This window comes from Novacetimonas hansenii JCM 7643 (assembly GCF_000964405.1).
Taxonomy (GTDB): domain Bacteria; phylum Pseudomonadota; class Alphaproteobacteria; order Acetobacterales; family Acetobacteraceae; genus Novacetimonas; species Novacetimonas hansenii.
In genome coordinates, this window is the sequence record NZ_BANE01000078.1 from 14,493 (window position 1) to 29,754 (window position 15,262).

14 protein-coding genes are annotated in these 15,262 nt (G+C 58.3%); 8 read left to right on the forward strand and 6 right to left on the reverse strand.

What is annotated here, in order from left to right; translation table 11 throughout:
* Positions 1 to 116: 116 nt before the first annotated feature.
* Positions 117 to 512 carry a hypothetical protein gene (locus B7G66_RS18665; protein WP_239016128.1) on the reverse strand — a complete coding sequence of 132 codons (396 nt, stop codon included), beginning with the start codon at positions 510 to 512 and terminating at the stop codon, positions 117 to 119.
* On the opposite strand from B7G66_RS18665, the gene B7G66_RS06275 reads away from it, so the two are divergent.
* Positions 486 to 1,922 (forward strand): relaxase/mobilization nuclease domain-containing protein, encoded by a 1,437-nt coding sequence (locus B7G66_RS06275; protein WP_239016129.1) that lies wholly within the window; start codon positions 486 to 488, stop codon positions 1,920 to 1,922. The two genes, B7G66_RS18665 and B7G66_RS06275, sit on opposite strands and share 27 nt — an antisense overlap.
* 11 nt (positions 1,923 to 1,933) lie before the next feature.
* On the opposite strand, the gene B7G66_RS06280 is transcribed toward B7G66_RS06275, so the two are convergent.
* The 3 genes from B7G66_RS06280 to B7G66_RS06290 form a co-directional block, all read right to left on the reverse strand.
* Entirely contained in the window at positions 1,934 to 2,524 is a 591-nt protein-coding gene (locus B7G66_RS06280) for an RES family NAD+ phosphorylase (protein WP_003618777.1), read from the reverse strand.
* A gap of 4 nt (positions 2,525 to 2,528) precedes the next feature.
* Complete coding sequence (locus B7G66_RS06285; RefSeq protein WP_003618778.1) at positions 2,529 to 3,155, reverse strand: hypothetical protein; 627 nt, start codon at positions 3,153 to 3,155, stop codon at positions 2,529 to 2,531.
* Between the two features lie 104 nt (positions 3,156 to 3,259).
* Positions 3,260 to 3,679, reverse strand: coding sequence for a DOPA 4,5-dioxygenase family protein (locus B7G66_RS06290; protein WP_003618779.1), 420 nt, complete (start codon positions 3,677 to 3,679; stop codon positions 3,260 to 3,262).
* A 119-nt stretch (positions 3,680 to 3,798) separates the two neighbouring features.
* Between B7G66_RS06290 and B7G66_RS06295 the strand changes: the two genes are divergently transcribed.
* Both B7G66_RS06295 and B7G66_RS06300 read left to right on the forward strand, forming a co-directional pair.
* Complete coding sequence (locus tag B7G66_RS06295) at positions 3,799 to 5,778, forward strand: conjugal transfer protein TraG (protein WP_040510572.1); 1,980 nt, start codon at positions 3,799 to 3,801, stop codon at positions 5,776 to 5,778.
* 5 nt (positions 5,779 to 5,783) lie between these two features.
* Complete coding sequence (locus B7G66_RS06300) at positions 5,784 to 6,209, forward strand: hypothetical protein (RefSeq protein ID WP_003618781.1); 426 nt, start codon at positions 5,784 to 5,786, stop codon at positions 6,207 to 6,209.
* A 198-nt stretch (positions 6,210 to 6,407) separates the two neighbouring features.
* On the opposite strand, the gene B7G66_RS06305 is transcribed toward B7G66_RS06300, so the two are convergent.
* A complete protein-coding gene (locus B7G66_RS06305; protein ID WP_003618791.1) occupies positions 6,408 to 6,806 on the reverse strand; it encodes a MerR family transcriptional regulator in 399 nt (132 codons plus the stop codon).
* Positions 6,807 to 6,879: 73 nt separating this feature from the next.
* Between B7G66_RS06305 and B7G66_RS06310 the strand changes: the two genes are divergently transcribed.
* The 4 genes from B7G66_RS06310 to B7G66_RS06325 are packed head-to-tail and all read left to right on the forward strand — an operon-like array spanning position 6,880 to position 13,130.
* A complete protein-coding gene (locus tag B7G66_RS06310) occupies positions 6,880 to 7,530 on the forward strand; it encodes a cation transporter (RefSeq protein ID WP_010516881.1) in 651 nt (216 codons plus the stop codon).
* Positions 7,523 to 8,965, forward strand: coding sequence for a TolC family protein (locus B7G66_RS06315; protein WP_012813328.1), 1,443 nt, complete (start codon positions 7,523 to 7,525; stop codon positions 8,963 to 8,965). The genes B7G66_RS06310 and B7G66_RS06315 overlap by 8 nt, the downstream gene beginning before the upstream one ends.
* The gene (locus B7G66_RS06320; protein WP_003618801.1) at positions 8,962 to 9,996 is read left to right on the forward strand and encodes an efflux RND transporter periplasmic adaptor subunit; all 1,035 of its coding nucleotides are present in this window, start codon (positions 8,962 to 8,964) and stop codon (positions 9,994 to 9,996) included. The genes B7G66_RS06315 and B7G66_RS06320 overlap by 4 nt, the downstream gene beginning before the upstream one ends.
* Positions 9,996 to 13,130 (forward strand): efflux RND transporter permease subunit, encoded by a 3,135-nt coding sequence (locus B7G66_RS06325; protein ID WP_003618803.1) that lies wholly within the window; start codon positions 9,996 to 9,998, stop codon positions 13,128 to 13,130. Before B7G66_RS06320 ends, B7G66_RS06325 begins: the two co-directional genes overlap by 1 nt.
* A gap of 26 nt (positions 13,131 to 13,156) precedes the next feature.
* On the opposite strand, the gene B7G66_RS06330 is transcribed toward B7G66_RS06325, so the two are convergent.
* Entirely contained in the window at positions 13,157 to 13,354 is a 198-nt protein-coding gene (locus tag B7G66_RS06330; RefSeq protein ID WP_010516885.1) for a hypothetical protein, read from the reverse strand.
* Between the two features lie 1,258 nt (positions 13,355 to 14,612).
* Between B7G66_RS06330 and B7G66_RS06345 the strand changes: the two genes are divergently transcribed.
* Positions 14,613 to 15,188 carry a hypothetical protein gene (locus B7G66_RS06345; protein WP_048858932.1) on the forward strand — a complete coding sequence of 192 codons (576 nt, stop codon included), beginning with the start codon at positions 14,613 to 14,615 and terminating at the stop codon, positions 15,186 to 15,188.
* The last annotated feature ends 74 nt before the right edge of the window (positions 15,189 to 15,262 follow it).

Genomic DNA, 15,262 nt, shown 5'->3' on the forward strand with positions numbered 1-15,262 from the left:
AGGACGGCAAGGTAAAAGCAGTGCTCCTTCGGGACTGCATATGGTTGGTTTGATTGGGGAATTTTCCTTCTCATCACGCACCGCCTGCGGCAGTCCGTGCATTTTTTCTCATCTTTTCAACGATCCGGGCGCCGTCGGGGGCGAAACGGAGCGGAGAGCGGGCTATGGCAACACGCGATGACGGCCTGACTGTCCGGCCCGGACGCATCCAGCATGGCAATCAGGGCGCACGCCCGAAATCCTTCGTTGGCGAGGTCATGCGTGCCGCGAAGAGGGCCGGTCATACCGGCACCCGGTTCGGCGCGAAGGGCAGGGGAGGCGGTGGCGGCTCCCGTTTCGGGCGCGGCCGACGGGCGGCCCTGTCCATGCGGCTGCGCAGCAATGCCCGTCGGGTCGTGGTCAAGGCGCGCGTCGTCCGTCAGCAGGGCACGCGCTTCCGCTCCGCGCCGCTCGCCCGCCACATCGCCTATCTCAGACGCGAGGGCGTGACCCGCGACGGTGCCAAAGCCCATCTGTTCGATGCCGGCTCCGACGAAGCGGACAGCAAGGCCTTCGCGGAACGCTGCGCCGACGACCGCCACCATTTCCGCTTCATCGTCTCGCCCGAGGATGCGGCGCGGATGGAGGATCTGCGGGGCTTCGCACGCGAACTGATGCAGGACATGGAGCGCGACCTCGGCACCAAACTGGACTGGGTCGGGGTGGATCACTGGAATACGGATAATCCGCATGTCCACATCCTGGTGCGCGGGGTGGCCGATGACGGCAAGGATCTGGTGATCAGCCGCGCCTATATCAGCCAGGGCCTGCGCGACCGCGCCGCCGAACGGGTAACGCTGGAACTTGGCCCGCGCAGCGAGCAGGAAATCCGCACCGCCCTGGAGACCGAGATCGGCGCCGACCGCTGGACCAGCCTCGATCGCGCGTTGCAGGACATCAACGACGAGCGCGGCGGCATCGTCGATCTCCGGCCGGGCGCAGGAGGCGAAGACCCGCAACTGCGGCGTCTGCTGATGGGCCGGGCGACCAAGCTGGAAGGGCTTGGTCTTGCCGAACCGGTCGGGGTGGCCCGCTGGACCCTCAAGCCGGGGTTGGAGGCGACCCTGCGCGATCTCTCCATCCGGGGCGACATCATCAAAACCATGCACCGCGCCATGTCTGGCGGCGGGGTGGTGGATCCCGATGTCGCGGGCTTTGCGATCCATGGCGAGAAACTCGCCGATCCGGTCATCGGGCGGCTGGTGGAGCGCGGGCTGGATGACGAGTTGAGGGGCTCGGGCTACGTGGTGATCGCGGGGACCGACGGGCGCACGCATCATGTCCGCTTCCCCGATCTGGACCTAACCGGCGATGCCAGGACCGGTGCGATCGTCGAGACCCGGAGTTGGGAGGATGCCAAGGGCACGCAGCGCCTGTCGCTGGCGACCCGCTCGGACTTCACGCTGGCCGAGCAGGTGACGGCGCCCGGCGCGACCTGGCTTGACCGCCAGTTACTGGCCAAAGACCCGGCACCGGCCAATGCGGGTTTCGGCTCGGAGGTCCGTGAGGCAATGGCGCGGCGGATCGATCATCTGGCGTCCGAGGGGCTGGCCCGACGACAGGGCGAGCGCGTGGTGTTCGCGCCCGACCTGATCGGCACCCTGCGTCAGCGCGATCTGGATCAGGCCGTCGCCAGATTGGCGGCGCAGAGCGGGCTGGAGCACCGGCCCGCGAAGGAAGGCGAGATCGTCTCGGGGGTCTATCGCCAGCGGGTGGCCCTGTCCTCGGGTCGGTTCGCGATGGTCGATGACGGGCTGGGCTTCCAGCTCGTGCCGTGGCGCCCGGCGCTGGAGCAGAAGCTCGGACGGCAGGTTTCCGGTACCCTGTCGCCGGGCGGATCGGTGGACTGGAATTTCGGGCGGAAGCGCGGGCTCGGGATTTGAAACCTTGCCGGTCAGCTCGTCAGTCCCACGCCATAGATCTCCATCAGTTCATAGAACCAGTCCGCATCGAGATTGTCGCTCTGGGAGGCGATCGCAATCGCGCTCTCCGTCCGGTTGAAAAGAGCGAAACAGATCTGATCGTTGTCATGACGGGCGCGGTAGCTGATGCCGTCCGCATCGGACCATGCGTCGTGAACGGCTTTCGACCACGCGTGCGGCAGATCGTACGGCAGGCCGGATGATGTGACCTCCGCCGTGGCGCCGAGTACAGCCAGTCCGGGACCGTGCAGCTCCACCAGCCGCAGTTCTCGATTGGCGCTCAGGATGGCGCAGGCCTTGGCGGCGATGAGATCCATCGGCAGCAGCGTGCGTCCTGGCGCGCGCAGGAACGTCTCCGCGAACGCGCCGGCCTGCTGTTCCGCCGTGTAGAGAACGCCATGAGAGCCGTTCGGCGCGTTGAGACGCCCGGAGCGCGAACGGTCGAAATAGACGGGGTCATGAGCGCGGGAGTGAAAACGATGCAGGGGATGGCCCGCGGGCAGAATGCGCCAGCGGGGTTGCCGGGAAGCGAGGTCTCCCGGCGGCCAGGGCTGGTCCGGCACGCGGTCAGCCGCCCTGGACGCCGATGGACTGCGCGGCTTTCACCACCGCCTCTGTCTTGCCGGCGCCCAGCGCTTCGATCGGTGTCTGCCCGTCGAGTTGTGCGAGCGGCGTGACCAGGAAATTCAGACGGAACCATGCGCTTTCGCTTGGCAGGGCGGCGAGCACCGGCTTCAAACCCGACATGACCCCATCGCCGGTGAACTGCGCGACCGGATAGCGCCGCTCGCCGCTCGGTCCCGGAACCGCCAGGATCGCCTGTTCACGGACCTTCTTCTCGATGGCCTGGCGCGTGACTCTGAGCAGTTCCCTGACCTGATCGAGCGTGTAGGCACCGCCCGCGCGCCGAAGATCGTCGTCCCTGATCTGTTTCCCGCGTAACAGGGCAAGTCCCCGCGGGCCGACCGCATAGGCATCTGTAGCGGTCTCGCGGGAGGGGGAGCGACCGGCTTGCGGACGAACCTCGTATTCCAGCACCTGTGGCTTCGCGCTGACACGTCCGGGGGCTGTCTTGCGTGCCGCCAGTTCCAGCCCGGCAGGCACCATCACGATGCTGCCCACGCCGAGAAGTCGGGTTCTCGTATGGCTTCCCGCAACGCGGGCGCGCGTTTCCGAAACGGGTGTCGTGGGCATCCTGTCGCCTCCTGGCAGAGTCTTCTTCGTGATGGCAATATAGGAAACCATGACAACCAAAGCAACCAATAGAACGCTGCCACGCTCCTGGCTTCGGGCTGGCGTCAGATCGGCGCCGTGCCCGCCGGTTCAGTATTCGGAGCCCCTGCGTCGTCCGCCTTCAGCGAGTCTTCCGGTAGCTGCTCTGGCAGCAAGGCGCGACGCTGCCCGAGCCAGAGTCCGTCGCTGATGTGATCCCGGCGCGGAGAACGCGTATTCGGGTGGATCAGGATGCTCAGGCCCCGGTGATTGAGTATCAGCCAGGGAACGAGCGTCGCGAACAGCCCGGTCTCGAAGGCGATCTGATACATCGGCAACGTGTGTGGGCCGACCGGAACCTCGTGCCAGCGACCCAGCCGGACCACGAAGCGCTCGGCGACCTCGGCGCGAAGCCTTTCCGCCGCCGCGCGTTCCATTGCGCCGTCGAAATAGACATGGGCATGATAGCTGGCGATGGAGTCGATCAGGCGGATGGTGTCGGTCATCGTTCAATCCCTGCGGACTGGCCGTCCGTCCGTTTATTATCCGCTGCTGTCCTGCGGCCCCAGGCGTTGTCATTAGACCTTGAATATCGGAGAATCGAGCTGTCTGGTCGGTTCCTGTCATGAACCAGACCAGGATCCTCTGGGGCTCGGTGTTTGCTGTCGGCACCGTGATCCTCGCCTTCACGTGGGCGGCGACGCAATGGACCGCCTGGCGGCTCGGCTTCCAGACGCAGCTTGGCGCTCCGTGGTTCATGCTGCTCAGTTGGCCAGTCTATTATCCGCCGGAATTCTTCTGGTGGTGGTTCGCCTACGACGCCTATGCTCCGGACATCTTTACCATCGGCGGGTATATCGCGGCGGCGGGCGGCGTGGCCGCCGTCATCGTCGCGATCACGATGTCCGTCTGGCGCGCCCGCGAGAAGAAGCGCGCCACCACTTATGGCTCAGCGCATTGGGCCGACCCGCGCGAGATCCGTCGCGCCGGATTACTCGCCCCCGATGGCGTGGTGCTGGGCCGCTCGGCCGATGCCTATCTTCGCCATGATGGGCCGGAACATGTCCTGTGCTTCGCGCCCACCCGCTCGGGCAAGGGGGTGGGACTGGTGGTGCCGACGCTGCTGACCTGGCCAGGTGCGGCGATCGTCCATGACATCAAGGGCGAGAACTGGACACTGACCGCCGGCTGGCGCGCCCGCTTTGGTCGGGTGCTGCTGTTCGATCCGACCAACCTCGCCAGCGCCGCCTACAATCCACTGCTGGAGGTCCGGCGCGGTGAACGGGAAGTCCGCGACGTGCAGAACATCGCCGATGTGCTGGTCGATCCCGAGGGCGCCCTTGAGAAGCGCAACCATTGGGAAAAGACCAGCCACGCCTTGCTGGTCGGCACCATCCTGCATGTCCTCTACGCCGAGGAAGACAAGACCCTGGCCGGGGTCGCCAATTTCCTCTCCGACCCCAAGCGGGCGATCGAGACCACGCTGCGCGCCATGATGACCACGCCACATCTTGGCGCGAAGGGTGTGCATCCGGTGGTCGCCAGTTCCGCGCGGGAACTGCTGAACAAGAGCGACAATGAACGCTCGGGCGTGCTGTCCACCGCCATGTCGTTTCTCGGTCTATATCGTGATCCGGTGGTGTCGCATGTGACCCGGCGCTGCGACTGGCGGATCCGGGACCTTGTCGCCGGCAGCCATCCGGCGACGCTGTATCTGGTGGTACCCCCATCGGATATCAGCCGCACCAAGCCGCTGGTCCGGCTGGTGCTCAATCAGATCGGCCGTCGTCTGACCGAGGAACTGGAGGCGAAGCGCCGCCATCGCCTGCTGCTGATGCTCGATGAGTTCCCGGCGCTGGGGCGGCTGGACTTCTTCGAGAGCGCGCTGGCCTTTATGGCGGGCTATGGGATCAAGAGCTTCCTGATCGGACAGAGCCTGAACCAGATCGAAAAAGCCTATGGGCAGAACAACTCGATCCTCGACAACTGCCATGTCCGGGTCAGTTTCGCGACCAACGATGAACGGACCGCCAAACGGGTCTCCGACGCGCTCGGCACCGCGACCGAGATTCGTGACGCGAAGAACTATGCCGGCCACCGGCTTTCGCCGTGGCTCGGGCATCTGATGGTGACGCGCCACGAAACCGCGCGGCCGCTGCTGACGTCCGGCGAGATCATGCAGCTTCCCCCTGACGAAGAACTGGTAATGGTCTCGGGCTGCCCGCCGATCCGGGCGCGCAAGGCGCGGTATTTCGAAGACGCCGAACTGGCCGCGCGCGTCCTCCCGCCACCCCGGTTCGAGCCGCCTCTGGCTCCGGATGGAACGCCACCCATCGGACCGCCGCCGGGGGACTGGGCCGACGTGGTGCAGCCGCCTCCTGCCAGCAATGGGGATGATGATCCCGCCAATGCTGGCATCCGCCGTGAGCCGGAACTGCCGGAACAGGAAGAGGTAGTACAGGCACCAAGGAAGCCGGTGCGTGAGTTCGACCCGCCTGAGGATGAATCCGAGGACGATGCTACACGGGCACAGACCCTGCGGCGCGGGGAGCGGGCTCTCGCGCGGCAGGTGTCGCTCGATCCTGGTGATCGGATGGGGCTGTGACCGCCATGCGGATCAGACACACGATCCGGCTACCCGCTGACCTTAGTGTCAGGCTCGCCGATTACGCCGCCCGTAAGAAGGTGCCGCAGGCGCTGATTGTGGAGACGGCGCTGGCATCGTTTCTGTCGCCGGATGGGCCGGAGCGGCTGGAGGCGGCGCTCGCTCGGCGGCTGGACCGGATGACGCGGCAGCTGGAGCGGATGGAACGACGGGTGACGATCTCCAATGAATCGCTCGCCGTGTTCGTGCGGTTCTGGCTCACCAGCACTCCCCCACTGCCCGATGCGGCTTTGGCTGCGGCGCAGAGCAAGGGGCGGGAGCGGTATGACGGCTTTGTCGAGGCTGTCGGACGCAGGTTGGCGCGTGGGACGACGCTGGATGATGAGGTCAGGCTGGACGTGGGATCTGAGGCGGAACGGCACGATACCTGAGTCGGTTAAGGGGGGGAAGCCGAATGTCTGCTTCAGAACTGGCCTGATCATAAACTGCCACCATGGGAGCACGTATAGTCCTTGAATTTTCCATGAGGATTTTTCAGATTCTGACACGTGAGGATGAGGCCGTATAACTATTTCGGGTAATCTTCCGTCAAATGCAGAATCGACTGGCTGCGAAAAAAGTCAGGAGAACTAATTATCAAACGGAGAAAGTGCTTCAATAATTCGGCATTCTGAAATATTACCTCCCCCGCATGATTCTATCATCGTAGAAAGTTCATGGCGCAATGCGATGAGATCCGCAATTTTGCGCTCAATTTCTGCCATATGGTCACGAGCAATTCTATCAACTGTCTTACAATCCTGGGTTCCCTGATCCGTTAGGGATAATAGAGCTCTTACCTGGTCTAATGAAAAACCCAGATCCCGAGATCGACGAATAAAAGACAGTCTCGCGAGTGCCTCATCATCATAAGTGCGATAATTGCCATCGGTCCGCTGTGGCGGAGCCAGAAGACCGATCCGTTCGTAATAGCGGATCGTCTCGACTTTGGTATTCGTCGCCTTCCCCAAGGCACCAATCGATCGCATTCCCTGCCTCTTGACCCTGTAGTTGCTACAGGGAGCATACATTAAAACAGATGATTCGTCAGGGAGGCACTGGATGGCAGGAGGATGCTGTGGTGGATGCACAGATACGCCGCTACCAATCAATAAATCATGGCGGAGAGCGCTCCTGATCGCGCTTTTTCTCAATGCCAGCATGTTTGCCGTTGAAGCTGGGGCTGGCGTGTCGGTTGGATCTGCATCCGTACAGGCGGACGCGATTGATTTCCTTGGCGACAGCGCCAACTACGCAATAAGCCTCAGTGTTGCCGGAATGGCATTGCGATGGCGAGCTGGCGCGGCCTTTCTGAAAGGCCTGACCCTGTTCATGGCTGGGCTATGGGTAATGGCCAATGCTGGGTGGATAGTAATGAACAGCAACCATCCGCCTCACCCAGACGCAATGGGCGGCATTGGTCTGCTTGCCCTCGCGGTCAATCTGGCCTGTGCCCTCATATTATGGACACACCGGAAAGGTGATGCCAACCGCCGTTCTGTATGGATCTGCTCTCGTAATGATGCGATCGGAAATGTTGCCGTTGTGCTGGCAGCTCTGGGCGTGTTTGGCACTCGTTCTGCGTGGCCGGATATTGCGGTAGCTGCCATCCTTGCGATGCTTGGTATTAGTGGAGGTGTGCAGATTATGCGACAATCGAGAGTAGAACTAACAGATAACAAATCAGATATATCACGACATATCAATGTATAAATCATATAATACTCTAGAATATATTAAGCAGGTAAGGAGACGCACACGCTATAATGCGGCATTCATTCTCCTGATTTTTCCCCTGCTCTGTGGCTGTACAAATAGTGATCACTCAAATATTTCGCCGGAATCAGATGTCCAGAAATTTTCCAGCCGTCAATTTACGGATGCCGGATTGCAAGAATTCATTACAAAAGTTCTCGGACCAAACGTATCGAGTCAGGAAAACGCATGGGGCATCACTCGCCTGACGCTTGCTACCTTGTATTTTCATCCCGATATCCTTGTAGCTAAAGCTGAACTGGAAACGGCTCGCGCTGGAATCAAGACAGCCGGTCAACTGCCCAATCCCAGTTTCACGGTGCTGGGTGGCCCATCGGCTCATTACGTCGGCTACGGCGCGTCAATACTGATCGAATTTTTCGGCAGGCGTTATCACCGTATCAAAGAAGCCAGATATCGGGCTGCCGTCGCGCAATGGGAAGTCATCAATACTGCATGGAAACTACGCAGCGACACGCGGTCTGCTCTTCTCGGCGTCTGGGCTGTATCCGGGCGCCTCAAGCTTGTGGAAGAGACTGCGGCAGCTAAACGCGAACTCTTTACCCTGGAACAGGCACGTTTTGATCAGGGGCGAGCATCCGCTCTCGAAATATCGCAGGTACGGACGGAAATGATCCATGCCGAGTTGTCTGTCAGTGATCTGCGGCGCGAGTATGCCGTCCGTAAGGCAGCTCTGGCAGGAGCAATCGGGGTTCCTGCCGAAGCACTTGATTCCATTGCTCTTGATACAAAAGCATTTGATGTCTGTCCCGACCTCATGGAATACCGCGATTCACAGGACATGAGATACCAAGCCGTAATGCAACGCGCGGATCTGCGGGAACTTCTTGCGTCTTATGACGCCGCCCGACAGGCTCTACGGGTCGAAGTTTCCCGACGCTATCCCGATGTCACCATCAGTCCCTCCTATAACTGGGATTTTTCAAATCGCTTTGAGGTAAATCCCTCTCTGCAAATTCCGATTTTCAATCAGAACGAAGGCCCCATAGCTGAAGCTGTTGGGCAGGAGCATGAGGCGGCGGCTCGTCTCCGGCGTGCAGAGAACACGGTGTTTAAGTCCATCTCGCAGGCTACGGCCAATTACCGCGGCACGACATCAATTCTGCTACAGGCGGATGAACTTGCCAAAACCGTACGGGTAAGGCTGAACCAGATGCAGCACCGCCTTCAGTCAGGCGCAATCGACCGACCAACGATGGTTATGACTCATATAGAGCAGATTCAAGCAGAGACCGCTCTTCTTGAAGCAGAAATTCAGCAACGGCAAGCCATAGGTCAGATCGAAGATGGCATGCAGCAGCCCATTTTTGATCACACCAGTGCCGCGCAGGTTTCCGGCCTGCTTGAAAATAACCAAAGGAACTCACCATGAAAGCGAGGGCCTTCTGGCTGCCTCTTGTAGGTCTTTCTGTCTTCCTAGTTCTAAACGTGGCGGACATTGCTATTGCAGATGATGATGATCCACCAGTTTCGGTTCTTGGCGCAGAGGCGACCGTGACGGTCTCCCCGGAAGCAGTTACGAAGAGTGGCATCGCTTCTGCACGACCCAGCATCGTGCCTTGGAGAAAGTTGGTTCCCGCCTATGGTTACGTTCTGAACGCAACACAACTTATCACTCTTGTTAGTGATTATGCTGACATGAAAGCGCGGCTGGAGAGCATGCAGGCACAGCAGACGCTTGCCCGTGCGAAACTCGATCGTGACAAAGGACTGTATCGCGACCGGCAGAATATCTCTCAGGAACAATTCCAGGAGACAACAGCCAGATTTCAGTCCAACTCAGCTATGGTAAAAGCAGAACAGGTCCGGGTGAATAACGCACTTAATATTATCAGACAGCAATTTGGTTCGGTCATATCTGACGCTACCGAAAAAAATACAATTTTCATTACACAGTTACTTCAACAACAAGTGGTCTTGGTCAAGGTGACCCTTCCACCAGATACGGATCTACCAACCCCACCAAGTCAGGCGGATGTGACCGATTATGGAAACACGGGTGGACACGGGACAATGCTCCACTATTTGTCTCCTGTAACCATGACCGATCCTGCTATTCAGGGGCGTAGCTTTTTCTATTTTGCGTCGGCTGAAAGTCAGCTTGTCGCGGGCATGAATGTTTCCGTTCTCCTGCCTACCGAAGAGGAACGTCCCGGTATCCGGATACCTGCATCAGCTATTATCTGGCTGCAAGGTAAGTCGTGGATATACCGTGATAACGGACACGGAAAATTTACACGCCTACCCCTTACGACCGACGTGCCGGACCGAGAAGGTGGCTACCTGATCCAAGATACTCCAGGACAAATCACACACGAAACGCAAATCGTCGTAGGGGGTACGCAATTACTTCTGTCTGAAGAATTCCGAGCTCAGCTTGAATCAGGAGGCGATGACGACTGATGACGGGACGTTCTTTCAGCCTTCAGGCAGCTATTATCGGGTTTTCGATCCGCTTCCGGGGCGTGGTTATCGCAACCGCATGTCTGTTGTTCTTCTATGGCCTGTATGGCTTGAGACATGCCAGCTATGATGTGTTTCCGGAATTCATTCCGCCACGGGTCACGATCCAGACCGAAGCCGCTGGTTTTACGCCGGAACAGGTCGAAACATTGGTTAGTCGCCCAATGGAAATTGCCCTGAGCGGCCTCCCGGGTATTCAGCGCGTGCAATCGACTTCGATTCAGGGACTGTCAGTCGTCAACGTCCTGTTTGCGACATCGACCGATATTTATCGCGCCCGGCAACTGGTCGGGGAACAAATGAATGTTGTTGCACAGCAATTGCCAGCCGGTGTTCATGCTCCGACTATGACGCCACTGACCTCATCCGCCGGTCTGGTACTGGTGATTGGTCTGACGTCGGAACAACAGTCCCTCATGCAGTTGCGCACGCTTACTGACTGGTCATTAAGGCCGCGTCTGCTGGCGTTGCCTGGTGTGGCTGGAGTCAGTGTGTTTGGCGGGGAGCGTCGGTCACTCCAGATACAGGTACATCCAGACCAACTCATCTTGCATCATATCGGACTTGATGACGTCCTTGCGGCTGCCCAGGAAGCAACTGGCATACAGGGGGCCGGCTTTATTGATACCCCGAACCAAAGAGTCGTTCTTCAGTCTGACGGTCAGGCCCTGACGCCAGAAAGTCTGGCCCGCACTGTGATTGTCCGCTCTGATAATGGTGCTGTCACACTGGGCAGTATTGCCACTGTAACTGAAGCCCCTATTCCCGCCTTCGGCGCGGCCAGTATCGAGGGAAAGACAGGCATTGTGGTTAATATATGGGAACAGTACGGTGCCAATACGATGGCTGTGACCCGGGAAATCGAGGCGGCACTTACCGATTTCCGCCCGCAATTGCAGGGACAGGGGATTACATTGCATGCTGACCTGTTCCGACCCGCCAATTTCATTACGACCGCATTGGGGAATGCCACACAAGCATTGCTTCTGGGCGGTTTTCTGGTGGTTGTCGTAATCTTTCTTTTCCTTTTTGACCTGCGAACCGCTGCAATCTGTTGCGCCACCATACCTTTGGCTATTCTGATAGCCCTGTCGTTGCTGGAGACACTCGGGGTTACTTTGAATGCCATGACCCTGGGGGGGCTTGCTATCGCCATCGGCGAGGTCGTGGATGACGCCGTGATCGGGGTCGAAAATGTTACACGCCGATTGCGTGAAAACCGGCTTCTGGTCCAGCCCGCATCTACAGCGCGCGTCGTACTCGATGCATGCGTTGAAGTCCGCAGTGCAGTGGTTTACGCGACCTTTGCTGTCATTATCGTTTTCTTGCCTGTCATCGCCCTTCCCGGACTTTCGGGACGACTGTTTGCTCCACTGGCAACAGCTTATGTTCTTGCGGTCATGGCTTCTCTTGCCGCTGCTGTAACCGTTGTACCTGCACTCTGCGCATGGCTCTTGGCGACGCCTGGAGAAACCCGGAGAGAGCCCCCCCTGGCAGGATGGACCGCCAGAGCTTATGAACGTCTTCTGGCCAGATTAATGCGCCATCCCCGATTTGTTATAGGCGGGATGATCCTGACCACCTTGATAGGGTTTGCGGCCCTTCCATTCCTTGAAAGCGATTTCATTCCTGATTTCAAGGAAGGTCACCTTATCATTCATATGACGGCTGCTCCGGGGACTTCCCTGGAACAGTCTCTGAAATTAGGTAGACAGGTTACAGAAAAACTTCGTCAGCTTCCCGAAATCCGTTCGGTTGCTCAGAGAGTCGGACGCGCCTCGCTGGATGAGGACACGTCTGGACCACATACCAGCGAGTTTGAGGTTGATTTGAATCAGGTGGATGGGAAGGCTTCCCGACAGATTGATGCCCGCGTTCGCAAAGCGCTTGACGGGTTCGTTGGGGCCAGTTTTTCTGTCAGTAGTTTTTTGACGATGCGCGTAAACGAAACCCTTTCTGGTTCGTCTTCGGCTGTGGCAATCAATATTATTGGCGATGATCTGGATGTATTGGATATCCAGGCAAATAATATTGTCCGCATGTTGCATCAGATACATGGCGCAACAGATGTCCGGATAGAAGCACCCCCTGGTGTTCCGGAACTTGCTATTCGGCTACGCCCTGCTGATCTGGAGCGCTGGGGGCTTCGGTCGGCGGATGTACTCCGATCCATCCATACAGCCTGGCAGGGTGAAACCGTGGGGCAGATATACGAGCGTTCTGCGGCTTTTAATGTTATGGTTCGTCTTGATGACGCAAGTCGTAATGATGTTGCGTCTGTCGGCTTCCTGCCACTGCATACTGTTCACGGAAACTACGTACCACTCCGCGCTGTCGCAGACATATATGAGACGAACGGTCGCTATCAGGTGTCACATCTGGGAGCACAGAGAACACAGACTGTCACCGCAAATGTTACAGGACGATCAGCTCAATCTTTCGTTCAGGACGCACGCACGGCTATAGCAAAAAATATCAAACTGCCTCTTGGAACCTACGTTCAATTTACATCCGCAGCGGAAGCTGAATCACAATCACGCAAGGAACTGTTTATAAATTCCGGGCTCGCTGCCATAGCGGTCATGATTCTGCTCTCAATAATCACACAAGGATGGCGCAATCTCGCTCTGATACTCGTCAATCTTCCCTTCGCATTTGTCGGCGGCATTCTGGCAATCATTGTTTCCGGCACAACGCTAACTCTTGGGGCAACAGTCGGCTTCGTTACTCTATTCGGGATTACGCTTCGGAATTCGGTGATGATGATTTCGCATTTTGAGACTTTGGTCGAGCGGGAACATCTCACATGGGGAGTAACAACAGCGCTCCGGGGGGCCAGAGACCGCGTCGTCCCCGTACTCATGACATCGCTCGTTACGGCGCTTGGACTGGCGCCTCTGGCTGTTGATATGAATGCGCCTGGGCGGGAAATCGAAGGACCTATGGCAGCTGTCATTCTTGGAGGGCTCATGACATCAATGATACTTAACCTGTTTGTTTTGCCTATTCTTGCTGTCAAATTTGGTAGTTTTTCTGAAAACGAAACGGGAGTTCCGGAAACCTTGTTCAAGTGACAGGTATGGGCCACTGCTGCACAGAACTACTTGAAGATTATGTCCGATATGCCAATAGAACCCAGAATGAAAACTGCTTCCGTATCACGCTCGGCCACCATTCGGTCTGGCTCGACCTTCTGGTTGGGTTCGGAATTGCCTTCATGAATCTTGACGCTGTCCAGAAAATCTGGATTGCCGCCCGCACCGAACATCATCGTGTCAAGGCCGAAAACCGAAAGCATCGTTGCCCGATCCAAATGATTTATACTCCCTGCCCAGTGGCTTCGGGCGTGTCTTGCTACGGCCAACCTAAGCGCCTGTATTCTTGCTGGTTATTTCCCATAACGATCACCCCACTCTCGGCTCCAAGTGATAGCGGGGGACTGCGCGGACTATGTCCGTTATGCGAAAGGCGAGCCAACCCACTTTTATGTCCGACATGAGGCGACTGCCGCCTGTCTGCTTTGTTTTTTCTGAGTCGACAGACGGTCAATTATGTCGAGTAAAAACCCATTCATGAACGCGTCTCTCATCCGGACAGCACAGGCCTGATCCCTCCATGTGCACAGCAGATCCACACTGAAGAAGTGGAGGCGTCTGGACTGTGAGCGTGCCTCCAAAGGAACGTCCGCTAACATGACTAAGCTGAAGGCCTTTCTGGGCCGATAACCGAACATGTCTCAAGTACATCCCCTCAATCGCTGCCTCGGGCAAACCTAACCCAACGCCGGCTGTCTTGGCATTTATCGCAGTCAGATCTGTTATGGTCACATCATGAATATGCGGGGTCGTTGATGTTACTGGAGCAACGGGATCGGTCATCGAGACAGTCTGCTGCACGAGGCCGGGTTGCGGATCGTGAGATGATCGATCCTGATCTGGCTGGACTCCCTGACAACGACCATCCACATTGGAGAATTGGTCGCCGTAATACCTGAGATCCGTCCATGCTGCACATGCGAAAACTCAATCAGCCAAGGACGTGGCAGACCAAAACGTTACTGACATTGCCACTGCACGATCGCGCATATCGTCTCTATCCGCGCTTCGGTGGTGCGGCTTCCCCAGGTTCACGAGAGGGCAAAGCAGGGGCTCATCACACCGCTGATCGAGATTTTTCGTGCAAATGGGACCTGCGCCTATGTGGGAGATGGGAGCAATTTCTGGCCTGCAGCGCATGTGCTCGACGTTGCCCGTCCTTATAGGCTGGCCATCGAGAAGAGGGCGACGGGTGCTGCGTGCGGCGATCCGGAGTGGTGTGGAGCGCGCGGTGATGACATCGTCTGTGGCGGCCGTAAGCCGAAGGGTCGGTAGCCCGGACTGCGAATGCGACGAGACGGTGTGGACCGATCCGGATCCCTCTGGTGTGGACGCCTATACACGCTCATATCCGGATCAGACGATCAATGTAGTCTTCCTCCACCTCTTGCTGGCGCTATTTACCCAGCCCATATTCCTGCCGTCGTCCGACACTGCTTAACAGACACGGAGGATTCCAAAATGCATTTTTCTCGTATGTTTCAGGCTGGCGTCTTTGTTGCTACACTGGCCTGCGGCGCGGCTGCCCTGCCTGCGCAGGCTCAGGATACGTTGCGCGTCGTTGATGCACGGGGACACCAGGTCGGTATCCTGGTCCCGGTCCAGGGCATCGCAACGACAGCGGCAATGCCTGATATCGACATCATGTTCGAGGCCGTTGATCGCATGATGGCACGCAATATGGCTCTCATGGAGGCGGTCGATCGGACATTGGGCTCGCGGCTGGACGGCGTCCTGCGCGCCGTTCCAGCTGTTGGTCATGACCTCCCGAAACAGAGCATGTCCTGGCAGCGTTTCGAGGCGGTCAGCACCGGTGGACCCACCGCCTGTACGCAGACGATCACGATCACATCAAACGGTCAGGCGGCGCCAATCGTTCATGTGTCACGCACCGGAAGCAAGTCCTGTGCGACGCTCCCCGCGCCGACGGCAGTTGACAATCCCGGAGGTCAAAAGACTGTTTCCACGGCTCTGACGCCCGCCGTCGAGACGCGGATGGAAGTCCCGACAAACGGACGCGCTGGAAGCGCTCTCTAAAACAGGTGGTGGCCGGAAAACCCCGGGCCACCATCATAGAAGGAAAATATATTGATTTTCTGTGATCATCGCCA